The sequence below is a fragment of the Pseudomonas sp. NPDC047961 genome (assembly GCF_050272435.1).
Lineage (GTDB): Bacteria > Pseudomonadota > Gammaproteobacteria > Pseudomonadales > Pseudomonadaceae > Stutzerimonas.
The window spans coordinates 224,347-247,290 of the sequence record NZ_JBNNMD010000007.1 but is presented as its reverse complement, the minus strand read 5'-3'; the positions used below and the strand labels follow the sequence as shown (position 1 = coordinate 247,290).

At 62.0% G+C, this 22,944-nt stretch carries 22 protein-coding genes; 13 read left to right on the top strand and 9 right to left on the bottom strand.

Annotation, left to right across the window (positions count from 1 at the left end):
* The first annotated feature begins 85 nt into the window (after positions 1-85).
* Positions 86-859: a ParA family protein gene (locus ACQKIK_RS21220; RefSeq protein ID WP_499137363.1), complete on the top strand. Its 774-nt coding sequence runs from the start codon at positions 86-88 to the stop codon at positions 857-859.
* Between the two features lie 160 nt (positions 860-1,019).
* On the opposite strand, the gene ACQKIK_RS21215 is transcribed toward ACQKIK_RS21220, so the two are convergent.
* Positions 1,020-1,814, bottom strand: a complete 795-nt coding sequence (locus ACQKIK_RS21215; RefSeq protein ID WP_499137362.1) for a universal stress protein — start codon at positions 1,812-1,814, stop codon at positions 1,020-1,022.
* A gap of 183 nt (positions 1,815-1,997) precedes the next feature.
* Between ACQKIK_RS21215 and ACQKIK_RS21210 the strand changes: the two genes are divergently transcribed.
* On the top strand, positions 1,998-2,909 hold the full coding sequence (locus tag ACQKIK_RS21210) for a response regulator (RefSeq protein WP_499137361.1): 912 nt from the start codon (positions 1,998-2,000) through the stop codon (positions 2,907-2,909).
* Between the two features lie 165 nt (positions 2,910-3,074).
* Positions 3,075-3,983, top strand: coding sequence for a peptidoglycan DD-metalloendopeptidase family protein (locus ACQKIK_RS21205; RefSeq protein ID WP_499137360.1), 909 nt, complete (start codon positions 3,075-3,077; stop codon positions 3,981-3,983).
* An 84-nt stretch (positions 3,984-4,067) separates the two neighbouring features.
* Here ACQKIK_RS21205 and ACQKIK_RS21200 read toward each other — a convergent pair whose 3' ends face one another.
* From ACQKIK_RS21200 to glcC, 8 genes are all read right to left on the bottom strand, one after another.
* Entirely contained in the window at positions 4,068-5,411 is a 1,344-nt protein-coding gene (locus ACQKIK_RS21200) for a hemolysin family protein (protein ID WP_045431221.1), read from the bottom strand.
* Positions 5,412-5,510: 99 nt separating this feature from the next.
* Positions 5,511-6,812 (bottom strand): phosphate regulon sensor histidine kinase PhoR, encoded by a 1,302-nt coding sequence (gene phoR / locus ACQKIK_RS21195; protein WP_499137359.1) that lies wholly within the window; start codon positions 6,810-6,812, stop codon positions 5,511-5,513.
* 80 nt (positions 6,813-6,892) lie between these two features.
* The gene (gene phoB, locus ACQKIK_RS21190) at positions 6,893-7,582 is read right to left on the bottom strand and encodes a phosphate regulon transcriptional regulator PhoB (protein ID WP_046162997.1); all 690 of its coding nucleotides are present in this window, start codon (positions 7,580-7,582) and stop codon (positions 6,893-6,895) included.
* 165 nt (positions 7,583-7,747) lie between these two features.
* Positions 7,748-8,644 (bottom strand): 4-hydroxybenzoate octaprenyltransferase, encoded by an 897-nt coding sequence (gene ubiA / locus ACQKIK_RS21185; protein ID WP_127838258.1) that lies wholly within the window; start codon positions 8,642-8,644, stop codon positions 7,748-7,750.
* Between the two features lie 50 nt (positions 8,645-8,694).
* Positions 8,695-9,234, bottom strand: coding sequence for a chorismate--pyruvate lyase family protein (locus tag ACQKIK_RS21180; protein ID WP_127838259.1), 540 nt, complete (start codon positions 9,232-9,234; stop codon positions 8,695-8,697).
* Positions 9,235-9,484: 250 nt separating this feature from the next.
* The gene (locus tag ACQKIK_RS21175; RefSeq protein ID WP_046162996.1) at positions 9,485-10,222 is read right to left on the bottom strand and encodes a hypothetical protein; all 738 of its coding nucleotides are present in this window, start codon (positions 10,220-10,222) and stop codon (positions 9,485-9,487) included.
* Between the two features lie 156 nt (positions 10,223-10,378).
* Positions 10,379-10,597, bottom strand: a complete 219-nt coding sequence (locus ACQKIK_RS21170) for a hypothetical protein (RefSeq protein WP_045431207.1) — start codon at positions 10,595-10,597, stop codon at positions 10,379-10,381.
* A 291-nt stretch (positions 10,598-10,888) separates the two neighbouring features.
* Positions 10,889-11,659, bottom strand: a complete 771-nt coding sequence (gene glcC, locus ACQKIK_RS21165) for a transcriptional regulator GlcC (RefSeq protein WP_045431204.1) — start codon at positions 11,657-11,659, stop codon at positions 10,889-10,891.
* A 234-nt stretch (positions 11,660-11,893) separates the two neighbouring features.
* On the opposite strand from glcC, the gene glcD reads away from it, so the two are divergent.
* The 10 genes from glcD to ACQKIK_RS21115 all read left to right on the top strand — a co-directional run bounded on the left by glcD (position 11,894) and on the right by ACQKIK_RS21115 (position 22,862).
* Positions 11,894-13,393 (top strand): glycolate oxidase subunit GlcD, encoded by a 1,500-nt coding sequence (gene glcD / locus ACQKIK_RS21160; protein ID WP_499137358.1) that lies wholly within the window; start codon positions 11,894-11,896, stop codon positions 13,391-13,393.
* Positions 13,393-14,451 carry a glycolate oxidase subunit GlcE gene (gene glcE / locus ACQKIK_RS21155; protein WP_499137357.1) on the top strand — a complete coding sequence of 353 codons (1,059 nt, stop codon included), beginning with the start codon at positions 13,393-13,395 and terminating at the stop codon, positions 14,449-14,451. The genes glcD and glcE overlap by 1 nt, the downstream gene beginning before the upstream one ends.
* A gap of 1 nt (position 14,452) precedes the next feature.
* Positions 14,453-15,670, top strand: a complete 1,218-nt coding sequence (gene glcF / locus ACQKIK_RS21150) for a glycolate oxidase subunit GlcF (protein ID WP_499137356.1) — start codon at positions 14,453-14,455, stop codon at positions 15,668-15,670.
* A 182-nt stretch (positions 15,671-15,852) separates the two neighbouring features.
* A complete protein-coding gene (locus ACQKIK_RS21145) occupies positions 15,853-16,257 on the top strand; it encodes a heme-binding protein (protein WP_045160358.1) in 405 nt (134 codons plus the stop codon).
* A gap of 18 nt (positions 16,258-16,275) precedes the next feature.
* The gene (locus ACQKIK_RS21140; RefSeq protein WP_499137355.1) at positions 16,276-18,456 is read left to right on the top strand and encodes a malate synthase G; all 2,181 of its coding nucleotides are present in this window, start codon (positions 16,276-16,278) and stop codon (positions 18,454-18,456) included.
* A 221-nt stretch (positions 18,457-18,677) separates the two neighbouring features.
* A complete protein-coding gene (locus ACQKIK_RS21135) occupies positions 18,678-20,387 on the top strand; it encodes an L-lactate permease (RefSeq protein WP_499137354.1) in 1,710 nt (569 codons plus the stop codon).
* Between the two features lie 160 nt (positions 20,388-20,547).
* Positions 20,548-20,715 (top strand): rubredoxin, encoded by a 168-nt coding sequence (locus tag ACQKIK_RS21130; RefSeq protein WP_045431189.1) that lies wholly within the window; start codon positions 20,548-20,550, stop codon positions 20,713-20,715.
* A gap of 1 nt (position 20,716) precedes the next feature.
* Positions 20,717-21,913 carry an NAD(P)/FAD-dependent oxidoreductase gene (locus ACQKIK_RS21125; RefSeq protein WP_499137353.1) on the top strand — a complete coding sequence of 399 codons (1,197 nt, stop codon included), beginning with the start codon at positions 20,717-20,719 and terminating at the stop codon, positions 21,911-21,913.
* Positions 21,914-22,066: 153 nt separating this feature from the next.
* Positions 22,067-22,339 (top strand): HU family DNA-binding protein, encoded by a 273-nt coding sequence (locus ACQKIK_RS21120; protein WP_045431184.1) that lies wholly within the window; start codon positions 22,067-22,069, stop codon positions 22,337-22,339.
* A gap of 136 nt (positions 22,340-22,475) precedes the next feature.
* A complete protein-coding gene (locus tag ACQKIK_RS21115; protein ID WP_499137352.1) occupies positions 22,476-22,862 on the top strand; it encodes an SCP2 sterol-binding domain-containing protein in 387 nt (128 codons plus the stop codon).
* Positions 22,863-22,944: the final 82 nt, after the last annotated feature.

Genomic DNA, 22,944 nt, shown 5'->3' with positions numbered 1-22,944 from the left:
TGCGGCGCCTTCGGCCCATGAAAAGTCGCCAGATTGCCATCTGCGTTGTATAGACTCCGAAGAAACCATGATCAGAGGACGGAGCATGCGACGGGTCGTATTCAACCAAAAGGGTGGTGTTGGCAAGTCCAGCATTGCCTGCAACCTGGCGGCAGTCAGCGCAGCGCAAGGTTATCGCACGCTGTTGATCGACCTGGATGCGCAGGCCAATTCCAGCCATTACCTCACCGGCCTGGCCGGAGATGAACTGCCAACTGGCATCGCCGATTACTTCAAACAGATCCTGGCGGGAGGGCCGGCGGGCAAGAAGGCTCGCCCACCGATCACGGAAACCCGTTTCGAAAACCTGCACCTGATTACCGCCACCGCAGAGCTGGCCGATCTGCAACCCAAGCTCGAAGCCAAGCACAAGATCAACAAGCTGCGCAAACTGCTGGAAAGTCTTTCCGAAGAATACGAACGCATCTATCTGGATACGCCACCGGCCCTGAACTTCTTCACCCTATCGGCCTTGATAGCTGCGGACCGCTGCCTGATTCCATTCGATTGCGACAGCTTCTCCCGTCAGGCGCTGTATAGCCTGCTCGACGAAATCGAGGAGCTGCAGGAAGACCATAATGAAGCGCTGCGAGTCGAAGGCATCGTCGTCAACCAATTCCAGCCGCGCGCGGCCCTGCCGCAACAGATGATCGACGAACTGCTGGCCGAGGGGTTACCCGTACTTCCGGTGCATCTGATGAGTTCGGTACGGATGCGCGAGTCGCATCAGGTCTGCACGCCGCTGATCCACCTCGACCCGCGGCACAAGCTGACGCAGCAGTTCGTCGAGCTGCACACCTATTTGGAAAATGCGGGCTGATCGAATGAGCGCGCTTCGTGCTCACTCAATGCGGCGGACGATACGCGTAGCGTAAAGCCGTAAAGCGCGCCACTCGGGCTAGCTGACATAACGGTGGCGCCCCGGCTTGTGTCACGCAGGCGGTTGGACTGGGGGCGCGCATGTCGCCCGCCTTGGGCGGTCAATGAGAGATCAATACATCGCAGGGCGGCAGGTCGAGGTATTGCCGAGTCAGGCTGCCGAGCAGCGCGTTGCTGATTTCGCCACGGCTGTGGCTCCCCAGTGCGAGTAGTTGCGGTTGCAGCGCGGCGATGGCCGAATCGAGGCAACTATTGCGCTCACCGTGGAGAAGACTCGAATGAAGTCGCGCGCCGGAACTGTCCAGACCCGCTTGAAGGTCGCTGAGCAACTGATCGAACAACTCGCGCTGCAGTGCCAGGTCAGGCTCGCTCGGCTGATCGAGGTCCGGCATTTCGTAGATGTTCAGCGCGGTCAGATCGCTGGCAGCCGGCAATAGTTGCCACGCAGCCTGCAGCGCGCGGCTGGCGCAGCTGGAGTAATCCAGCGCGGCGAGCGCTTGTGAATAGGGCGCTGCCGGTGCGACAGCCAGAAGCAGCGGTGCGGTGCAGCTCTGCAGCACTTGCTCCAGTGTGGTGCCAGCAAATCCCTGCGGAGATTGGCGGTGGTGGCGGCCCATCACCAGCAGATCGGTTTCCAGCCAAGCGGCCTGGGTAAGAATTTCTTCAGCGGCGCGGCCCTTACGAATCCAGGGCTGCAGCTGGGCAAGGCCGTGGCGCTCAAGCGTTGTCTGCAGATAGCTCTGTGCGTTTCGCTGCTCCGCTGCCCCTGGGTTACCGGCCAGAACGTGTAAGACGCTCAGTCGTGCCCCGGTCTGCTGCGCCAACTGTGCGGCGCGGCCCAGCGCCAGGTCGGCATCGGGACTGAGATCGTGGGCGACAAGAATGTGCTGAACCATGAAGGCCTCGCGTTTTGCTGGGCGAAATACCTGCAGTATGCCGGCCAGATCCAGGCGTTGTCCTGATCGGGAGCAGGCAGCAGCCGTGCGTACAGTAGGAGGCTGGCCGCTGCTTTGATCTGGAACGCTTTTTTCGTCGGGCTGCTAACGCTATGCTGGCGGCCATTCAAGCAGGAGCGAGTGATGAGCAAGGTCAGTGTGCTGGTGGTGGATGACGCGCCCTTCATTCGGGATCTGATCAAGAAGGGGTTGCGCAGCCAATTCCCGGGGATTCGTATCGAGGACGCTGTGAACGGGCGCAAGGCTCAGCAGATGCTCGATCGGGATTCGTTTGACCTCATTCTTTGTGATTGGGAGATGCCGGAAATGTCCGGCCTTGAACTGCTGACCTGGTGCCGTGCCCAGGAAAAGCTCAAGACCACCCCGTTCATCATGGTCACCAGCCGTGGCGACAAGGAGAACGTGGTCCAGGCGATCCAGTCAGGTGTGTCCGATTTCATCGGCAAGCCATTCTCCAACGAACAGTTGACTACCAAGGTACGCAAGGCGCTCGGACGGGCCGGCAAGCTCGACGCGTTGGCCGCCAGCGCACCGGCACGGCCGACCAATACCGGAATGGCCAACGATTCCCTGGCTGCGCTGACGGGCGGTAAAGCTGAAGTTGTCAAACCGGCTTCTGCGCCGGTCGCCTCGCCTGCACCCGGGTTCGCCGCGCCGCTCGTTCAGCCGGGAGCAGCCAAGCCGACGGCGGCCAACGCCGGCCGCGGCCAGGGCCAGTTGCGTTTGCCGAGCGGAACGCTTGCCTGTGTAATCAAGGCCCTCAGCCTCAAAGAGGGGCTGCTGGTGGTCAAGCGCGGCGAGACGCTGCCGCAAGTGCTGGAAAGTGCCGTGCTTGATCTGGAGCAGGGCGAAGGCGGCGAGGTGGCCCGCCTCAACGGTTACCTTCACGCCGTCGCGGCGTTGGAGCCGAAGCCGGACAGTGAATGGTTGCAGCTGACCTTCCGCTTCGTCGATCGCGATCCGCAGAAGCTCGATTATCTGTCACGTCTCATCGCCCGCGGGACAGCACAACGGCACTTCGTCCCAGGCGCCTGAATAGAGACGAGCACCGCTTAAGCCTGCAAATAGAAGCTCCGATCATCTGAAATTTGCAGTGCCGCCGGAACAATTTCACAGGCCGACGGTCGGTGGCTCGCGTGCGCACCGTTGCGCTGCTAGTCTGCAGCCCTCTTACTACATAACCCTATGAAGTCTGCCGTTATGTCGTGGCGCATCATTCTCGTTCTCGTTCTCGTTCTCGGGTCGTTCTGGCTGGCCTCGTCCGCGTCGGCCCTGACCATCTACAAATACACTGACGCCAACGGCGTGGTCACTTACAGCGACCAGGCTGCACCAGGCGCGAGGGTATTCACCTTCAGCGATCGCATGGTCGAGAAACTCGACAACCAGGTAAAGCTGGAAACCCGCAAGCATGCCGCGGGCGAGACGCTGCTGGTTCGCAACGATCTGTTTGCGCCCGTGGATATTGAGCTCAAGCTGACCGGCGTACAGAATGTCGTCGGCGCCCCGGATAAACCGATCCGTTGGGTACTGCCGCCGCGTAGCCAGATCCGATTGGCAACACTCGCGCCGCTCGACCCATCAAAGCCGCTCAAGTACACACCCAAGCTACGTCACGCGTTGGGTGATCCGCGTCTGCTGCCCAAACCCTACCGGTATCCGTTGCCGTGGCGTGGCGGCCCGTTCCGCCTGACTCAGGGCGCCAACGGCAAGTACAGTCACTTCACGCCTAAAGGTCGCTACGCCGCCGATATCGCCATGCCGGAAGGCACGCCCATCGTGGCGGCGCGCGGCGGCATGGTGGTAAAAATCGAGAACGCGCAGAGTGGGCGGGGCAACAACCCGGCCGGCAATTTCGTCCGGGTCCTGCATGATGACGGCACCATGGGCGTTTACTTGCACCTGATGAAGGGCTCGGTGAGCGTACGCGAAGGCCAGCACATCGAAGCCGGCAGCTTGCTGGCTCGCTCCGGAAACACTGGCAACAGCACCGGCCCGCATTTGCATTTCGTGGTCCAGCGCAACGTTGGTTTGGCCGTCGAATCGATTCCCTTCGATTTCGCCCAGCCGGTCAACAGCTTGCCCAATTTTGCGGTGGGTGGGGACTAAGGGCCGCTGCAAGCCCAAGCCCATCAACTGAAAGCAAAACGCTCGACGCCACCGCTCTTTGCCGCATGGCGGCTCCATGCGGGCTTATTCCTGCTTCAGTACCTTGGCCAGAACGATCTTCGGTCCGCGCATCTTCTTGACCACGATCTGTAGATCATCCACCAGCAACTCTTCGTTTTCTTCCGGGACGCGCTTCAGCGTCTCGTAGATCAGTCCCGCCAGCGTGTCGGCCTCGATATGATCCAGGTCGATGCCAAGCAGGCGCTCGAGTTTGAACAGTGGCGTGTCTCCCCGTACCAGCAGCTTGCCTGGCTGATAGGCAAGAATGCCGCGCTCGGTTTTGCGGTGCTCGTCCTGAATGTCACCCACCAGCACTTCCAGCACATCCTCCATGGTCAGGAAGCCCACCACCTTGTGGTCGCCTTCTTCAACCAGCACGAAATGCGCACCACCTTGGCGGAACTGGTCCAGCAGTACGTTCAGCGGCAGATAGCGTGGCACCCGCTCCAGCGGCCGCAGTATGTCGCTGAGCACGAAATGCTCAGCCAGCTGCTCGTCGCCTGCGATCGCCAGTAGCAGATCCTTGATATGCAACAGGCCAATGTAGTCGCCCTGCTCACTGTCATAGACCGGGTAGCGGCTGTACTTGTGGCGCCGAATCAGGTCGAGGATGTCGGCCAGCGAAGCATTGTGTTCCAGTTGCAGCAAGTCCTCACGGGAGTTGGCCCAGTCGGCCACTTCCAGTTCGCTCATTTCGACCGCCGAGGCAAGCACCTTGATGTCCTGGTTGGCCGGATCCAGCGCCCGGTTCGAATGCAGGATCAGCTTGAGCTCGTCGCGGCTGTAGTGGTGTTCGTGGTGGCTCCCCGGCTCGCCCTGGCCGGCCACCCGCAGAATGGCGTTGGCGCTGGCATTGAGCAGGTAGATCGCTGGATACATCGCCCAGTAGAACAGGTAGAGCGGCGCCGCCGTCCACAGCGACAGCAGCTCGGGTTTACGAATCGCCCAGGATTTGGGGGCCAGCTCGCCGATGACGATGTGCAGGTAGGAAATGATGAAAAAAGCCGTGAAAAAGGCGATGCCATGTACAACCGCCTGGGATTGCACGCCTGCGGCGGCCAGTACCGGCTCCAGCAGGTGGGCAAAGGCCGGCTCACCGACCCAGCCGAGGCCTAGCGATGCCAGGGTGATACCCAACTGACAAGCCGACAGGTAGGCGTCCAGCTGGCTGTGTACTTTGCGCAGGATATGCCCGCGCCAGCCGTGCTGCTTGGCGATCGCCTCGACCTTGGTGGAGCGCAGCTTGACCATGGCGAACTCGGCCGCCACAAAGAAGCCGTTGAGCAAGACCAGGAAAAGTGCAAACAGAATCATGCCGAAATCGGCGAAGTAGGATGAAGCGGCGTAACTAGCGGGGGAAGGGTCCATTAGGGTGTCGGGTAGTCAAAGACGGCCCAAGGATGGGGCCGGCTCGGGGTTATTTCAAGGAGCCGTTGAGGCGTCAGCTGCCGGCCGGTTGCACAGCGGTCACGGCACCGTGGCCTGGGTCAGCGGGAAATGGCAGGTGAAAGTGCTGCCTTTGCCGGGCGTGCTGTTGATATCCAGACGGCCCTGATGCCGCAGTAATACGTGCTTGACGATGGCCAGGCCGAGGCCGGTGCCGCCGGTACTGCTCGCGCGGCTGGAATCGACCCGGTAGAAGCGTTCGGTCAGACGCGGCAGATGCTTGGGTTCGATGCCGATGCCTGAGTCCTGCACGGCCAGGTGTGCACCATGTTCGTTGCACCACCAGCGGATATGCACCTCGCCATTGTCCGGCGTGTATTTCACCGCATTGAATACCAGATTGGAGAATGCGCTGCGCAGCTCACTCTCGCTGCCCTTGAGCAGCAGGGTAGGATCCGCTTCCAGGGTGATCTGGTGGTTGCGCTCGGCCGACAGCGCCAAGGCGTCGCTCTTGATGGACTGCAGCAGTTTTGCGATGGCCACCGGCTGGGTATTGGTCGGTGGGTTGGTCGCTTCGAGCTTGGCCAATAGCAGCAGATCGTTGAGTAGGAGCTGCATGCGGCCGGCCTGCTGGCTCATCTGGTTCAACGCCCGAGGCCAGCGCGGAGGCATTTCGTCGGTATGTTCGAGCATCGTTTCCAGGTAGCCGGCAATCACCGTTAACGGCGTGCGCAGCTCGTGGGACACATTGGCAACGAAGTCCTTGCGCATCTGCTCCAGCAGATGCAGGCGGGTGATGTCGCGTACCACCATCAGATGCTCGCTGTTGCCGTAGCGGGTAATGGTTATCTGCAGCCAAAGGCGGTCGTTGACTGGCGACGACAGCTCCAGCGGTTCCTCGTGACGACCTTTGTCGAAATATTCCTTGAAGCTCGGGTGACGCACCAGGTTGGTCACCGGATGGCCGGTATCCTGCGGTTTCTTCAGGCCCAGCAAGCGCTCGGCGGCAGGGTTCCACCATTCAAGATTGGCATCGCTGTCGAGCATGATGACCGCATCCCGGAGCGCGGTGGTCGAGCCTTGCACCCGGTCGATCACCGATTGCAACTGGGCTCGCAGACGTAGATCGCGGCGCTGTAGCTGGTACAGGTTGTCGAAAATCTCTCCCCAGATGCCATGACTGTCCGGCGGAGGCTGATCGGTTTGATCGCTCTTCAGCCACAGCAACAGGCGCCGGATCTGGCGCAGCGTCCAGCCCAGGTAACCGGTAAGGCCAATCACCAGTGCCCAGGCATATTCGCCCGTGACCAGGCCCACCAGCAGGCATCCAGCCAGTATCAACAGCAGGCGGCGCACCAGAGCGCCTTGCCAGTCTTGATTCACCGCTAACGCTCCTTGAGGCAGCTTGAGGCCGGCCGGAAATCATCTACAACGCCAGCTCATGCTCGGCGGTTGCGGCTTGTTCAGCTCTTGGTGGAAAAACGGTAACCAGTGCCACGCACGGTTTGCACCAGGTTTTCATAGGTTTCGCCCAGTGCTTTGCGCAGGCGGCGGATATGGACATCCACCGTGCGCTCCTCGACATACACATTGCCGCCCCAGACCTGATCCAGCAACTGCCCACGGGTGTAGGCACGCTCCTGATGGGTCATGAAAAACTGCAGCAAGCGGTATTCGGTCGGGCCCATGTCTGCGGGTGTGCCGTCGATAGTCACTCGGTGGCTGATGGGGTCCAGCAGCAGACCACCGATCTCGATCGGCGTTTCGTTGTCGCTGGTGCCGGCGCGGCGCAACACAGCCTTGAGGCGCGCCACCAGTTCACGAGGCGAGAAGGGTTTGGTGATGTAGTCATCGGCGCCCACTTCCAGGCCCTGGATCTTGTTGTCCTCGGCATCCTTGGCGGTGAGCATGATGATCGGTGTGTTGGCTGTCATCTCGTCGCGCTTGAGGCGCCGAGCCAGCTCGATGCCGGATGTGCCGGGCAGCATCCAGTCGAGCAGGATCAGATCCGGTTGGCGATCGATGATCAGCGCATGGGCCTGCTGGACGTTTTCCGCTTCAAGGCATTCGTAGCCGGCCATCTCCAGCGCCACCACGATCATTTCCCGAATCGGCGCTTCGTCATCGACGATCAGTATGCATTTACCGTTCATGTCCGCTCTCGGTCCGTTTTATTGTCGCTCGGCATTAGATAACGGAAATGTTGCAGCCATGTGACAGGAATTGGCGCCTCTGCACCAGAACGACTGCCGCCCGACCTCGTCTAGCAAGCGTCTCGAAGCTGTGGGGTTCGGTCATGCTGCGTGCGCTGGGGCGCATTAGCCCGCTCTTGTAGCGTAGTCGAGCATGATCCCCGCAAGAATCGCCAGGCCTGCCCAGTGGTTATGCAAAAAGGCCTGGAAGCACACCTGTGGTTTGCGCGAGCGAGTTTTCCAGAACTCCCAGGCAAAGCAGGCTGCGGCGATGGTCAGCCCAAGATGAAACCACTGCCCGAGTTCGAAGCGCACGCCTGCGAGAATCAGGCAGAACAGGGCGAGGCCCTGTAGCGTGGCGATGATGACCCGATCAGCCTCGCCAAAGAGGATCGCTGTGGATTTGATGCCTATTTTTAGGTCGTCCTCGCGGTCGGCCATGGCGTAATAGGTGTCGTAGCCGACCGTCCACAGCACATTGGCGATGAACAGTAGCCAGGCTTCGGGGGGCAGTTCGCCTCGCTCGGCGGTAAAGGCCATCAGCATGCCCCAGGAGAACGCCGCGCCGAGCACAACCTGCGGGTAGTAGGTGTAGCGCTTCATGAAGGGGTAGAGCGATGCGACACCGAGCGCGCCAAACGATAGCCAGACGGTGGCAGTGTTGGTTAGCAGGACGAGGCCGAAGCTCAATGCGACAAGGACGGCAAAGAGGATCCAGGCCTCCTTCGAGGTGACCCTGCCCGTCGCCAGTGGACGGCCCTTGGTACGGCTGACGTGCCCGTCCAGGTTGCGGTCGGCGAAATCATTGATCACGCAGCCGGCGGCACGCATGAGGATCACGCCGAGCACAAAGATTGCGACGTTTTTCACGCTGGGCGATCCCTCGCCAGCGATCCACAGCGCCCAGAGCGTCGGCCACAGCAATAGATAGGTGCCAATCGGGCGATCCAGGCGCATCAGCTGGATAAAGTCCCAGGCGCGCGGATGAAGGCGATTGCTCGATTGCAGAAGCTTTTGATACATCGGCGGGGCTCCGGTCGGTGAGCGGCGGTTACGGGCAGTCTGTGCCGCGTTCAGGTGGTGATCCGTGCGGCCTGCCACAGTGCTGGCAGAAACACTTCGGTCACCAGCACGCGCAGCTTGTCCTGGCTGAAACAGGAACGGCGCGCCCACAGCTGCGATTGGCGAACATCCTGCGGCAACCAGGCGGCCGGGTAGCGTCGGGCTTGCAGTGGGCCGCGGCTGAACGCCGGGTCGCTGAACAGCAGTTCGCCGAGCGAGCGGCTACCCAGGTGTGGCAGATCCAGTCCGGACTGTTCCAGGGCGTGGCGGGCGGCGACACTGCGGGCGAATACCCAGGGCTCATGGTGGCCACGTAGATAGACTTCGCGAACCCAGCCTTCACTCCCTTCCGCTACGTCCAGCGCGGCGCATTCGTCAGCGCGCATGACCTGCCAGCCTTCATTCAGGGGCTCGACGCTGAACGCGCCGTCGGCCAGCTCGGTCAGGCGACGGGTGAGCGACCCCTTGTCGAGGTAAAGCCAGTCGTGCAGATCAGGTGCGGGTGGGGCGCAAAGGCGGTCGGCAGGCAGCCAGGCTTGAGAATCGGGCACGGGCGGTAACAGGTAGCGGAAAGAGGCGGCCAGTCTAGCATGGGGGCTATTAGCAGGCTTAAAGGCGTAGGGTTTGCCTTGGGCGCCAAGACCGTTTAGCACTGCGACGTGAGCGCTCGAGGTAGAACGCCTTGTCGACCGAAGCGTTGGCATCTGAGCGCATGTAGTGGTTGTACGGGTGGGAGCGAGCCCCGCCATGCGACTCTTTGGCGCCGGCGGGGCTTGGTGCGAACCGAGTCCTAGGACGGGGTTAGCTTTGCTGGAACAGGCTCCGCAGGATCTGCGCAAGCTCGGATATGTTTTTATGAACGGCGGGATTGAACTGCTCGCCAAGGGCGTAGGTGCGCCATTCCGCCTCTGCCATATCATTCAGGCGGTCCAGCTCCTTCTCTAGGGTATCCAGGCGCTGCTGAGCCTGCTGCAGGTTCTGCTTGTTGACGTTCATACCGTCCATGTCCTGCAGTGCCTGAACCAAGTCCTCGACAGTTTCCTGCAGGTCATCGACCTGATTCACGACGTCGGCGCTGTCGATTTCCTGCATCTTCTGGCTTGACGCGCCGCTGAGCATCTTCGCCACTTCGTCCAAGTTGCTGGCCAGCTCGTTGACCTGTTTGGTCACGCCAACCTTGTAATCTTCGTCGCGGATCCAGGTAATCCAATCATCGTCAGTGCGTTCGGCTTTCTCGTCCAGCCGGTGCTCCATCTGTTGGTTAAGCTGTTGTTCCATTTTTGCCAGCTGACCATCGCTCTGCTGCCAGTTGGTGATGCCCATGGATACCCCGGACTGGCGCAGCGATCCGATCAAATCGGCAACGTTCTCGCGAACATCGTCAACGGCATCAACGACGTTATGGCCAACTCGAATGGAGGTGCCTGCCTGCTGAGTCTGCATGCCCTTTTGCGTCTCTTGGGCGGCGGCGGGCAGCGCTAGGCTGGCGGCCATCAGGGCGGTGGCGAGTGCTAGTGGCTTCTTGTTCAATGCGTTCATCGTTCATTCCTCACAGGTAATGGTTGGGGTTTTGCTGAGCAATCACGGTTTATCCGTCAGGCGTCTGATCGCTGCGGCTGGCGAGACGGGGGTGATTGTTTCGCACGGGTCCTCCTTAGTAAGGGCGCTATCGAGCCCGGTGCTTCCAGGGGGCTATCACTCGGTGTCGACGTCTACGTTCGGAAGTGGCACAGATCGTTCTTTGATACCCACATCGACGTCAGCGTCTTTAACGTCGTACTCAGGCATGTTGCCGCCCTGCACATCTACGTCGGGCAACCGACCGGATTCTTCCTTCTCGATGGTGCAACCACCTACTCCGAGCATGAGCGCAAGCAGGCTGCTGCCGAGTGCAAATTTGGCTGATCTGTTCATGCAACATTCCTCCGAATGACTGGCTAAAGACGCGGAATTGCCGAAGCGGCAGCGCATATGCGCAACCTGTGACGGTTCGTCCGCGCTTAATAAAGTCGACAGGGAGCGTCTTTCACAGTTCAGCAATTAGTCAGAGTGAGCCACGACCGGTGGCGCGCTGGACTACAGGGCTGACAGCCCTTAGGGGCAGGGGAGGGATTCATGCAAGGCAGGGATAGGCAGGGTCGACAGATATTTCCTGGCGTCTGGTAGCGTGCTTTGAGGGCTCAATTGTGTCTGCCGGGGTAGGCGTCAGCCCCAGCCTTCCAGTCGCATGGTCGCCCGCACCAGCCGCTGCTCCTCTTGTTCGATCTCCTTGAGGTTGTCGCGAATGCCGTGGATATGGTCTCTCGCGGCGCGCTGGGCCTGATCCGGCAGGCGCTCGGTAATGGCGTGAAACAGCCGCGAGTGCTGCCGGTCGATCTGCCGCTTCTGCATCGGTCGGTGATAGAGGTTGTTCACCGAGGCGAACACGGTGGAGAGCATCAGATCGGTCAGCGACTGCAGCGTATGCACCAGCACCGGGTTGTGCGACGCCTCGCTGACGGCCAGGTGAAAGGCGTGGTCCAGGCGCGCATGCTCGCGCGGGTCGGCCTCTTCCGTGGTGTGCGCGGCGAGCATTTCCTCGTAGCGACGGCGCAGCAGGATGAAGTCGGCATCAGTGCCGCGCAGGGCGGCCAGCCGGGCCGATTCGCCTTCGAGCAAGGCGCGGACCTCAAGTAGGTCGTAGAGGGTGCGCGGCTGCGAGTTGAACAGGTGCATCAGAGGGCTCGCGTCCTGCTCACCGGACAGCTTTGCCACATGGGAGCCTCGCCCTTGGGCGGTCTCGATGATCCCGCGGCTGCGCAGCACCCGCAGCCCTTCTCGAAGTGCCGAGCGCGAAATGCCCAGTTTTTCGCACAGGCGCCGTTCCGATGGTAGCGCCTGCCCAACCTTGAGCACGCCGTCGACGATCAGGCGCTCTATACGCTCGGCTACTACGTCCGACAGCTGGCGGCGATCCTGGGTGTTTTCAATCAGCATTGTGGGCTCCGTTACTGGTAGGACCAGTTTGGCCGGATCTTACATCAATCTCGAATCGCTCCGCTAAAGGCCTGGATATCCGGTGCTTGTGGCCATTTCCGTTGAAAGGCTCATGAAAGAAACTGGTAGGACCAGTGGTTTTTAGTGTGGACGGCAGGAAGGTGTCGGGCTAATGATGCGTCAAACCACCGCAGCTGGCCGTGCGCGCGGTGAACAATGAGAGCACCGACTGCCATGAATATCCTCTACGACGAACGCGTCGATGGTGAGCTGCCCAAGGTCGACAAAGCGGCATTGCTTGCCGAGCTCAAGGCGCAATTGCCCGACATGGACATTCTCCATCGCGGCGAAGACCTCAAGCCTTATGAGTGCGATGGCCTTTCCGCTTACCGCACCACGCCGATGCTGGTGGTGCTGCCCGAGCGCATCGAGCAGGTCGAAACCCTACTGAAGATCGCCCACAAGCGCGGTGTCCCGGTTGTGGCGCGAGGCGCGGGAACCGGGTTGTCGGGCGGTGCGTTGCCGCTGGAGCATGGCATCCTTCTGGTCATGGCGCGCTTCAACAAGATTCTCGAAGTCGACCCGGCCGGTCGCTTCGCTCGCGTCCAGCCCGGCGTGCGTAATCTGGCGATTTCCCAAGCGGCGGCGCCCTATGACCTTTATTACGCCCCGGATCCCTCGTCACAGATCGCCTGCTCCATCGGCGGCAACGTCGCCGAGAACGCCGGTGGTGTGCACTGCCTGAAATACGGGCTGACGGTGCATAACCTGCTCAAGGTCGAGATCCTCACCGTCGAGGGCGAGCGCATGGTGCTGGGCTCCGACGCGCTGGATTCGCCGGGTTTCGACCTGCTGGCGCTGTTCACCGGTTCCGAAGGCATGCTCGGCATCGTCACCGAGGTCACGGTCAAGCTCCTGCCCAAGCCGCAGGTGGCCAAGGTGCTGCTGGCGGCATTCGATTCGGTGGAGAAAGCCGGCCGCGCGGTGGGCGACATCATTGCGGCGGGCATCATCCCCGGTGGCTTGGAAATGATGGACAACCTGTCGATCCGCGCCGCCGAAGACTTTATCCACGCCGGGTATCCGGTGGACGCCGAGGCGATCCTGCTCTGCGAACTGGATGGTGTCGAAGCCGACGTTCACGATGACTGCGCCCGCGTGGGCGAGGTGCTCAAGCTGGCCGGCGCCACCGAAGTGCGGCTGGCCAAGGACGAGGCCGAGCGGGTCAAGTTCTGGGCCGGGCGCAAGAACGCCTTCCCGGCGGTCGGGCGGATTTCGCCAGACTACTACTGCATGGACGGCACCATCCCGCGCCGCGAGCTGCCGGGTGTACTCAAGGGCATCAGTGATCTTTCCGACGAATACGGCCTGCGTGTGGCCAACGTATTCCACGCCGGCGACGGCAACATGCACCCGCTGATCCTGTTCGATGCCAACACCGAAGGCGAGTTGGAGCGCGCCGAAGCGCTGGGCGGCAAGATTCTGGAACTCTGCGTCAAGGTGGGTGGTTCGATTACCGGCGAACACGGTGTCGGTCGCGAGAAGATCAACCAGATGTGCGCCCAGTTCAACGCCGACGAGCTGACCCTGTTCCACGCGGTAAAGGCGGCCTTCGACCCCAGCGGCCTGCTCAACCCCGGTAAGAACATCCCGACACTGCATCGCTGCGCCGAATTCGGCGGCATGCACGTCCATGGCGGGCAGTTGCCTTTCCCTGAACTGGAGCGCTTCTGATGACGGTTTCCTTCGACGACAGCCAGCAGCTGCTCGACCAGGTCAACCAGGCGTTGGCCAGCAACACCCCGCTGCGCATTCAGGGCGGCGGCAGCAAGGCGTTTCTCGGCCGCGAGGTGCAGGGCACGCTGCTCGACACCCGCGCCCATCGCGGCATCGTCACCTATGACCCTACCGAGCTGGTGGTCAGCGTTCGCGCCGGCACCCCGTTGGCGGAGCTAGAAGCCGCGCTCGACGAGGCCAACCAGATGCTGCCGTGCGAACCGCCGCATCTTGGCGAAGGGGCCACAGTTGGCGGGATGATCGCCGCTGGCCTGTCCGGTCCGCGCCGGCCCTGGTCCGGCTCTGTGCGCGACTTTGTGCTCGGCACACGCGTAATTACTGGCCTCGGTAAACACTTGCGTTTCGGCGGCGAAGTGATGAAGAACGTCGCCGGCTATGACCTGTCACGGCTGATGGCCGGCAGCTTCGGCTGTCTTGGCGTGATCACTGAAGTCTCGCTGAAAGTGCTGCCCAAGCCGCGCCTGTGTCGCAGCCTGCGGGTCGAGATTCCGGTCGACCGTGCACTGCTCAAGCTCGCCGAGTGGGGACAGCAACCGGTGCCGATCACGGCGGCGAGCCATGACGGACAGGCGCTGCATCTGCGTCTCGAAGGCGGCGAAGGCTCGGTTAACGCCGCTTGCGACCGTATTGGTGGCGAGACGCTGGACGTTGGCTACTGGAATGAACTGCGCGAACAGCGCCTGGGCTTCTTTGGTGATGCCCGTCCGCTGTGGCGTCTGTCGCTGCCTACCGATACCCCGGTGCTGGCGCTACCCGGCGAGCAGCTGATTGACTGGGCCGGCGCCCAGCGCTGGCTCAAATCCGATGCCGATGCGCAAACCATCCGCGCCATCGTCAGTGAAGTCGGCGGTCATGCGATCTGCTTTACCACTGGCGCCACGGGCAGCCCGTTTCAGCCATTGGGTGAGCCGCTGCTGCGTTACCACCGCCAGCTCAAGACGGCGCTCGACCCGCAGGGGATTTTCAATCCCGGCCGCATGTATTCCGAGGTCTGATATGCAAACCAATCTGAGCGAAGCCGCGAAGAAGCTGCCGCGCGCCGAGGAAGCCGAAAGCATCCTCCGCTCCTGTGTGCATTGCGGCTTCTGCAACGCCACTTGCCCGACCTACCAGTTGCTTGGCGATGAGCTGGACGGCCCGCGTGGGCGCATCTATCTGATGAAGCAGATGTTCGAAGGCGGCGAAGTTACCGAGGCCACCCAGACCCACCTGGACCGCTGCCTGACCTGCCGTAACTGCGAAACCACCTGCCCGTCCGGCGTGCAGTACCACAACCTGCTGGATATCGGCCGCGACTTCATGGAACAGCAGGTGCCGCGCTCGGCGGGCGAACGCCTGCTACGCACCGGCCTGCGCACCGTGATTCCGCGCCCGGGTCTGTTCAAGGCGCTGCTGGGTGCCGGTAACACGCTGCGTCCGTTGATGCCGGCGACGCTCAAGGCGCACATGCCACGCCAGGTCACCCCGGCCAAGCCGCGGCCCCAGGTGTTGCATGCACGCCGCGTGCTGATCCTTGAAGGCTGCGTGCAGCCGAGCCTGTCGCCGAACACCAATGCCGCCACGGCCCGCGTGCTTGATCGCCTTGGCATCAGCGTGACGACCGCGCGTGAAGCCGGCTGCTGCGGTGCCGTGGACTATCACCTGAACGCCCAGGAAGCCGGCCTCGACCGCGCGCGCCGCAACATCGACGCCTGGTGGCCCGCCATCGAAGGCGGCACCGAAGCCATCGTTCAGACCGCCAGTGGTTGCGGTGCCTTCATCAAGGACTATGGTCATCTGCTGCGAGGCGATCCGGCCTACGCGACCAAGGCCGCGCGGGTCAGCGAGCTGGCCAAGGATCTGGTGGAAGTGATGCGCAGCGCCGAGCTGGAACGGCTCAAGGTCGAGACCGACAAGCGCATGGCCTTTCATTGCCCTTGCACCCTGCAGCACGCACAGAAACTCGGCGGCGCGGTCGAAGACGTGCTCACCCGGCTCGGCTTCCATCTCACCGCGGTACCGGATGCGCATCTGTGCTGCGGTTCTGCAGGCAGCTATTCGATCACCCAGCCGGAGATCTCTCACCAGCTGCGCGACAACAAGCTCAACGCACTGGAAAGCGGCAAGCCGGAAGTCATCGTCACCGCCAACATCGGCTGCCAGACACACCTCGACGGCGCCGGGCGGACACCGGTGCGGCACTGGATCGAAATCGTCGAGGAGGCGATGGGGTGACAACGTCGAAGGCTAGATTGAAATCGCCGAAGTCGAAGTAGGGTGGGCTTCAGCCCACCAATAGCTGATCACATGCCGCCCGGTGGGCTGAAGCGGAACGCCGCCCGGCCCACCCTACGAATCAACTTGGCAGCTCTGGCCGCGGCCCAAACGAACAACCGAATCTGAAGACAGGAGAAACCATGAAAACCAAAGCCATGCTGACCCAGACCGAAGTGACCGCCATTTTGGCCGCCGCGCGCAGCGAAGCGCAGAACAACGGCTGGGCCGTGACCATTGTGGTTGCTGACGACGGCGGCCATCCGTTGGCGCTGGAACGTCTGGACGGCTGTGCGCCGATCGCCTCCTACATCGCCACTGAGAAAGCGCGCAGCGCCGCGGTGGGTCGTCGCGAAACCAAGGGCTACGAGGACATGGTCAACGGCGGCCGCAATGCTTTCCTGTCCGCGCCGGTGGTCTGCTCGCTGGAAGGTGGCGTGCCGGTGATCGTCGATGGGCAGGTGATCGGTTCGGTCGGCGTATCCGGCGTGACCGCTGCTCAAGATGCACAGGTCGCCAAGGCCGGCGTCGCCGCTGTCGCCAACTGATTCGGATAGGAGAACAACATGACCGAGCGTGTAACCCTGGGCCGTCTGCAAGTCGCGGCCAACCTGCAACGCTTTATCGAAGACGAAGTATTGCCGGGCACCGGCGTCGAGGCGGCCGCTTTCTGGAGTGGTTTCGACCAGCTGGTGCATGACCTGGCGCCGAAGAACCGTGCCCTGCTTGCCGAGCGCGACCGCCTGCAAGTCGAGCTCGACAACTGGCACCGCAGCCATCCCGGCCCGATCAGCGACATGCCGGCCTACCGCAGCTTCCTCGAGTCCATCGGCTACCTGCAGCCCGAGCCGGGCGAGGTGAAGATCAGCACCAGCAACGTCGACAGCGAAATCGCCACCCAGGCCGGCCCGCAGTTGGTGGTGCCGATCGGCAATGCGCGCTATGCACTGAACGCCGCCAACGCCCGCTGGGGCTCGCTGTATGACGCGCTCTACGGCACCGACGCCATCAGCGAAGAGAACGGCGCGCAGAAAGGCCCCGGCTACAACGAAGTACGTGGCGCCAAGGTCATCGCCTTCGCGCGCAACTTCCTCGATCAGGCCGCGCCGCTGGCCGAAGGCAGCCATGTGGATTCGGTCAGCTACCGTGTGCAGGATGGCGAGCTCAAGGTCACCCTGGAAAACGGCAGTGTCACCGGGCTGAAGCAACCCGAGAAGTTCGTGGGCTTCCAGGGCGAAGCAGTCGAGCCGACTGCGATTCTGCTGAAGAACAACGGGCTGCACGTCGAAATCCAGATCGATCCGAACAGCTCCATCGGCCAGACCGATGCCGCTGGGGTTAAGGATCTGCTGCTGGAAGCCGCCGTCACCACCATCATGGATTGCGAAGACTCAACCGCCGCGGTCGATGCCGACGACAAGGTTTTGGTCTACCGCAACTGGCTGGGCCTGATGAAGGGTGATCTGGTCGAAGATATGGAGAAGGGCGGCAAGCGCATCACCCGCCGCCTCAACGAAGATCGCGAGTACACCGCCGCTGATGGCTCCAACCTGAAGCTGCATGGCCGCTCGCTGCTGTTCATCCGTAACGTCGGTCACCTGATGACCAACCCGGCGATCATTGATGGCGAAGGCCACGAGATCCCCGAAGGCATCATGGACGGCGTGGTTACCAGCCTGATCGCCAAGCATGACCAGCAGCGCAAGGGCAACTCGCGTACCGGCTCGATGTACATCGTCAAGCCGAAGATGCACGGCCCTGCCGAGGTCGCCTTCACCGATGAGCTGTTCGGTCGCGTCGAAGACCTCATCGGTCTGCCGCGTCATACGCTGAAGGTCGGCATCATGGACGAGGAGCGCCGCACCAGCGTCAACCTCAAGGCCTGCATTGGCGCGGCGAAGAACCGCGTGGCCTTCATCAATACCGGCTTCCTTGATCGCACTGGCGACGAGATGCACACCATCATGGAAGCCGGCGCCGTGTTGCGTAAGGGCGACATGAAGAGCACCGCCTGGATTCAGGCCTACGAGCGCAACAACGTGCTGGTCGGTCTGAACTGCGGGCTGCGTGGCAAGGCGCAGATCGGCAAGGGCATGTGGGCCATGCCGGACCTGATGGCCGCCATGCTCGAGCAGAAGATTGGTCATCCCAAGGCCGGTGCCAACACCGCCTGGGTGCCGTCGCCGACGGGTGCGACGCTGCACGCGCTGCACTACCACCAGGTCGATGTGCAAGCCGTTCAGGCTGACTTGGAAAAGGTCGATCTCGCCGCCGAGCGCGACAAGCTGACCAACGATTTGCTGACCATCCCGGTCGCGCCTGAGCGCAACTGGTCGGCCGCGGAGATTCAGCAGGAACTGGACAACAACTGCCAGGGCATCCTCGGCTACGTGGTGCGTTGGGTCGAGCAGGGCGTTGGTTGCTCCAAGGTGCCGGACATCCATGATGTCGGCCTGATGGAAGACCGCGCCACGCTGCGTATCTCCAGCCAGCACCTGGCCAACTGGCTGCATCACGGTGTGGTCGATGAAGCGCAGGTGCGCGAGACCCTGGAACGCATGGCCAAGGTGGTCGATCAGCAGAACGCCGGCGATCCGGCCTATCGCCCGATGGCTGCCGACTATGCGGGTTCTGCGGCTTTCCAGGCGGCCTGTGACTTGATGTTCAAGGGTCGCGAGCAGCCCAGCGGTTATACCGAGCCGCTGCTGCATGCCTGGCGTCAGCGCTTCAAGCAGCAGGTCGGTTGAGCGGCATCAGCAAGACAGTCGGCGGTCAGCATGAGCTGATCGCCGACGCGATTTGATGAGCCCCGGGCGCTTCAGCGTCCGGGGCTTTCGAGCAAGAGGGGCGGGCTAACGTGACTTGCTAGTCAGCTTTTCGGACTGAGGTGATTCTTCATTTCAGCCATGCGTGGGACCGGGCTTTCCCGGATGTAAGCGGTTCACAACAAAAAACAAGGAACCCAACAATGAGTCAGACACTGCTGTCCATACTGGCCTTCGTGCCGCTGGTGCTGGCGGGGGTACTGCTGATCGGCTTTCGCTGGCCGGCCAAGTACGCAATGCCGCTGGTTTTCGTGCTCACTGCGTTGATCGGGCTGCTGGCCTGGGACATGACCTTCAACCGGGTCCTGGCTTCCACGCTGCAAGGCTTGATTCTCACCGCCGCGATCCTCTGGATCATCTTTGGCGCAATCCTTCTCCTGAACACGCTTAAACACTCCGGGGGTATCGCGTCGATTCGTCGGGGCTTCGCCAATGTGAGCCCGGACAAGCGCGTCCAGGTGTTGATCGTGGCCTGGCTGTTCGGCTGCTTCATTGAGGGCGCCTCGGGCTTCGGTACTCCAGCAGCGGTCGCTGCGCCGCTACTCGTCGCACTGGGCTTTCCGGCGCTGACGGCGGTGGTGCTCGGGATGATGGTGCAATCCACACCGGTGTCTTTCGGGGCGGTGGGTACGCCGATTCTGGTGGGTGTCGCGGGTGGTCTGGACCAGGCCACGCTCGGCGGTCAGCTGGCAACCGTGGGCAGCAACTGGGATGTGTTCTTCCAGCTGATCTACTCCCGCGTGGCGATCATCCATGCGCTGTGTGGCATCCTCATGCCGCTGATCATGATCTGCATCATGACGCGCTTCTTCGGTCGTAACCGTTCCTGGAGCGAAGGTCTGGCAATGGCGCCGTTTGCCATTTTCACCGGTCTTGCGTTCGTGATTCCGTACGCTGCGGCGGGTGTGTTCCTCGGTCCGGAATTCCCGTCGATGATCGGCGCTCTGGTCGGTCTGGCCATTGTGGTTCCGGCGGCGAAGGCGGGCTTCCTGCTGCCCAAGACCAGCTGGGATTTCGCCCCGGCCAGCGAGTGGCCGGTTGAGTGGATGGGCAAGATCGAGATGAAGATCGAAGACGTCGCTGGGCGTACACCGATCTCCGTGCCGATGGCCTGGGCGCCTTACCTGCTGTTGGCGATCTTCCTGGTGATGTCGCGGATATTCCCGGAGCTCAAGGCGGCGTTGATGTCGGTGAGCTTCGGTTGGAGGGACATCCTTGGTGAAACCGGTGTATCCGGCACGCTGGAGCCGCTGTATCTGCCAGGCGGGATTCTCTGCATGGTAGTGCTGGTGACCTTCTTCCTGCATCGGATGAAAGCCGCTCAGCTGGGCGCTGCCATCGCCGAATCGAGCAAGACGCTGCTGGGCGCTGGCTTCGTGCTGATCTTCACCATTCCGATGGTGCGGATCCTGATCAACTCCGGCGTCAACGGTTCGGATCTGGTCTCCATGCCGGTCGCCATGGCACAACTGGTGGCCAACAGCGTAGGCGGGGTCTACCCCTTCTTCGCGCCTGCGGTTGGCGCACTGGGTGCTTTCATTGCCGGCTCCAACACTGTGTCGAACCTGATGCTGTCGCAGTTCCAGTACAACACCGCTGGGCTGCTGGGTATCTCCGGCGCGCTGATGGTAGCGCTGCAATCAGTGGGCGCCGCGGCGGGCAACATGATCGCCATCCACAACGTCGTCGCGGCTTCGGCCACGGTCGGCCTGCTGGGGCGTGAGGGCATCACGCTGCGCAAGACCATGCTGCCGACGCTGTACTACCTCGTACTGGCTGGCACCATCGGCCTGATCGGCTTCTATGTGATGGGTATCAGCGATCCGCTGGTGGGCATCGCGACCGCTAGTTAACAGCTGCGTACGTGAACCCGGACGGGCGGCCTAGGCCGCCCGTTTTGTTTTGCCCTGAAATCTTTCGCAGGTACGGGGTCTATCACCGAGGCGCCAGGGTTTGGCGCTCATCGCGTTCTGGTATAGCGTGCAGCGCAACCGAGACTGATCGAGGTGAATAATGAAAAAGTGGCAATGCGTGGTGTGTGGGCTCATCTATGACGAAGCCGAGGGCTGGCCGGACGACGGCATCGCGCCAGGCACCGCCTGGGAAGACGTGCCCGAGGACTGGCTGTGCCCCGACTGTGGCGTCGGCAAGATAGACTTTGAAATGATCGCGATCGGCTGATATGAACGACTCGAACCCAAACGCACCGCTGGTCATCATTGGCACCGGACTGGCGGGCTACAACCTCGCCCGGGAATTCCGCAAGCTGGACAGTGAAACGCCGCTGTTGCTGATTACCGCTGACGACGGCCGCTCCTATTCCAAACCCATGCTCTCGACCGGCTTCGCCATGAACAAGGATGCCGATGCGCTCGGCATGACGGTGGCGGGCCCGATGGCCATTCAGCTCAACGCCGAGATTCGCACCCATACTCGAGTGACGCGTCTCGATCCGGCCAACCGTCGCGTTTGGATCGGCAACGAGCCCGTTCCCTACCGCGATCTGGTGATCGCCTGGGGGGCGCAGACCATTCAGGTGCCGGTCGACGGCGGTGCACAGGACGCCATCTTCCCGATCAACGATCTGCTCGATTACGGGCGCTTCCGCGAGGCCGCACACGGTAAGCGGCGCGTGTTGATCCTCGGGGCCGGGTTGATCGGCTGCGAATTTGCAAATGACCTGCTGCAAGGCGGCTATGAGGTCGATCTGGTCGCGCCGTGCGAGCAGCTCATGCCGTCACTGCTACCGCCCGAACCCGCGGCCGCGGTCCGCCGAGGGCTTGAGTCTCTGGGGGCGCGGTTCCACCTGGGGCCGGTGCTCGAGCGGCTGGAACGTGACGGTGACGCCCTGCAGGCGCAGCTGTCAGACGGCCAGCGCCTGGAGTGCGATCTGGTGGTCAGCGCGGTGGGATTGCGTCCCCGTATCGAGCTGGCCGAGGCGGCAGGCTTGAAGGTCAATCGCGGCATTGAAGTGGACCGCCTGCTGCAGACTTCGACCGAGCATGTGTATGCATTGGGCGACTGTGCTGAGGTCGACGGGCTCAACCTGCTCTATGTGATGCCGTTGATGAGCGGCGTCCGTGCGCTGGCCAGAACGCTCGTTGGCCAACCGACGCCGGTCACCTACGGGCCGATGCCTATCACTGTGAAAACACCGGTATGCCCCCTAGTGGTGTCCCCTCCAGCTGCCGGTAGTCACGGCAGCTGGAACGTTGAAGGCGAGGGCAACAACCTCAAGGCAACCTTCCGTGGGCCGGACGGCAAGCTGCTCGGCTACGCACTCACCGGAACGGCTGTGCAAGAGCGCCTGGCGCTGAACAAGCAACTGCCACCGGTGTTGGCGGAACTGCCTCAGGTTCTGTCGTTAAAGTCTTCGTAATGATTCGGCAAAGCGCTGGCGAGGACTGGCGCGAGTGCTAGCAGCGTGCCATGCTCCCAGAGGCCGCTGCCGCAGCCTAGAGCTGTTGCAGCGCATCGGACGCTGTTCGGAGAACAGCGGATCACAACAACAAGAAAGTCTTAGAGGCTACCTATGCGCAAACCGGAACTCGCAGCCGCTATCGCCGACAAGGCCGATCTCACCAAGGATCAGGCCAATCGTGTACTCAACGCCGTACTGGATGAAATTACCAGCGCACTCAACCGTAAGGACAGCGTGACCCTGGTGGGTTTCGGCACCTTCGTACAACGTCACCGCGGGGCCCGTACGGGCAAGAATCCGCAAACGGGCGAACCCGTCACCATCAAGGCCAGCAACACCGTGGCATTCAAGCCGGGAAAGATGCTGAAAGACGCGATCAATTAAAATCGCGCCGCCCGGGGCCGCCCAGGCTCCGGGTCAGCCTGACTGAACAGTCCACTCCAGACCCTTCTGTTCTCCTGCTTTCGCCGCTCAGACCAGCCGCTACAATGCCGCTTTTCCTGCCAACGGTCGGCCAATCATGAAATTTCGCTTTCTTCTCTGGATGCTGGGTCGCCTGATGACCAAGGCCAGCCGCAACAACCCCGATTTTCAGAAGCAACTCGGCGACAAAGACCTGACCTTCCAGCTGCACACGCTGGACGGCAAGGTGGCTCGGCATTTCAGAGTCAAGGATCAGCGCGTCACCAGTCACGGCGGTCCCGCCACCGATCCGGCCTTTGCCATCGGCTTCAAGGACAGCGCCTACGGCTTCGCCACCATGAACGCGAAGAACAAGCAGCTCGCTTTCATGCAAGGCATCCAGAACAAAGACATCCAGATCCAGGGCAACCCTGCGCTAGTGATGTGGTTTCAGGGGCTGACCAAGTATCTCAAGCCCCGGAAGAAGAAGCCTGAGGCGGCGTGAGGAGGGGCGGCTTTTGTTGCCTATAGCCAAAAGGCCTTGTGCCGCCTCAGCGCGGCGTGACGCGGGTAATATCGCCGCATCT

Bases quoted from the DNA above. Each gene is read 5' to 3' on its own strand.
- ACQKIK_RS21220 (WP_499137363.1), top strand. From the start codon at position 86: ATGCGACGGGTCGTATTCAACCAAAAGGGTGGTGTTGGCAAGTCCAGC.
- ACQKIK_RS21215 (WP_499137362.1), bottom strand. From the start codon at position 1,814: ATGGTTCAGCACATTCTTGTCGCCCACGATCTCAGTCCCGATGCCGAC.
- ACQKIK_RS21210 (WP_499137361.1), top strand. From the start codon at position 1,998: ATGAGCAAGGTCAGTGTGCTGGTGGTGGATGACGCGCCCTTCATTCGG.
- ACQKIK_RS21205 (WP_499137360.1), top strand. From the start codon at position 3,075: ATGTCGTGGCGCATCATTCTCGTTCTCGTTCTCGTTCTCGGGTCGTTC.
- ACQKIK_RS21200 (WP_045431221.1), bottom strand. From the start codon at position 5,411: ATGGACCCTTCCCCCGCTAGTTACGCCGCTTCATCCTACTTCGCCGAT.
- phoB (WP_046162997.1), bottom strand. From the start codon at position 7,582: ATGAACGGTAAATGCATACTGATCGTCGATGACGAAGCGCCGATTCGG.
- ubiA (WP_127838258.1), bottom strand. From the start codon at position 8,644: ATGTATCAAAAGCTTCTGCAATCGAGCAATCGCCTTCATCCGCGCGCC.
- ACQKIK_RS21175 (WP_046162996.1), bottom strand. From the start codon at position 10,222: ATGAACGCATTGAACAAGAAGCCACTAGCACTCGCCACCGCCCTGATG.
- ACQKIK_RS21170 (WP_045431207.1), bottom strand. From the start codon at position 10,597: ATGAACAGATCAGCCAAATTTGCACTCGGCAGCAGCCTGCTTGCGCTC.
- glcC (WP_045431204.1), bottom strand. From the start codon at position 11,659: ATGCTGATTGAAAACACCCAGGATCGCCGCCAGCTGTCGGACGTAGTA.
- glcD (WP_499137358.1), top strand. From the start codon at position 11,894: ATGAATATCCTCTACGACGAACGCGTCGATGGTGAGCTGCCCAAGGTC.
- glcE (WP_499137357.1), top strand. From the start codon at position 13,393: ATGACGGTTTCCTTCGACGACAGCCAGCAGCTGCTCGACCAGGTCAAC.
- glcF (WP_499137356.1), top strand. From the start codon at position 14,453: ATGCAAACCAATCTGAGCGAAGCCGCGAAGAAGCTGCCGCGCGCCGAG.
- ACQKIK_RS21145 (WP_045160358.1), top strand. From the start codon at position 15,853: ATGAAAACCAAAGCCATGCTGACCCAGACCGAAGTGACCGCCATTTTG.
- ACQKIK_RS21140 (WP_499137355.1), top strand. From the start codon at position 16,276: ATGACCGAGCGTGTAACCCTGGGCCGTCTGCAAGTCGCGGCCAACCTG.
- ACQKIK_RS21135 (WP_499137354.1), top strand. From the start codon at position 18,678: ATGAGTCAGACACTGCTGTCCATACTGGCCTTCGTGCCGCTGGTGCTG.
- ACQKIK_RS21130 (WP_045431189.1), top strand. From the start codon at position 20,548: ATGAAAAAGTGGCAATGCGTGGTGTGTGGGCTCATCTATGACGAAGCC.
- ACQKIK_RS21125 (WP_499137353.1), top strand. From the start codon at position 20,717: ATGAACGACTCGAACCCAAACGCACCGCTGGTCATCATTGGCACCGGA.
- ACQKIK_RS21120 (WP_045431184.1), top strand. From the start codon at position 22,067: ATGCGCAAACCGGAACTCGCAGCCGCTATCGCCGACAAGGCCGATCTC.
- ACQKIK_RS21115 (WP_499137352.1), top strand. From the start codon at position 22,476: ATGAAATTTCGCTTTCTTCTCTGGATGCTGGGTCGCCTGATGACCAAG.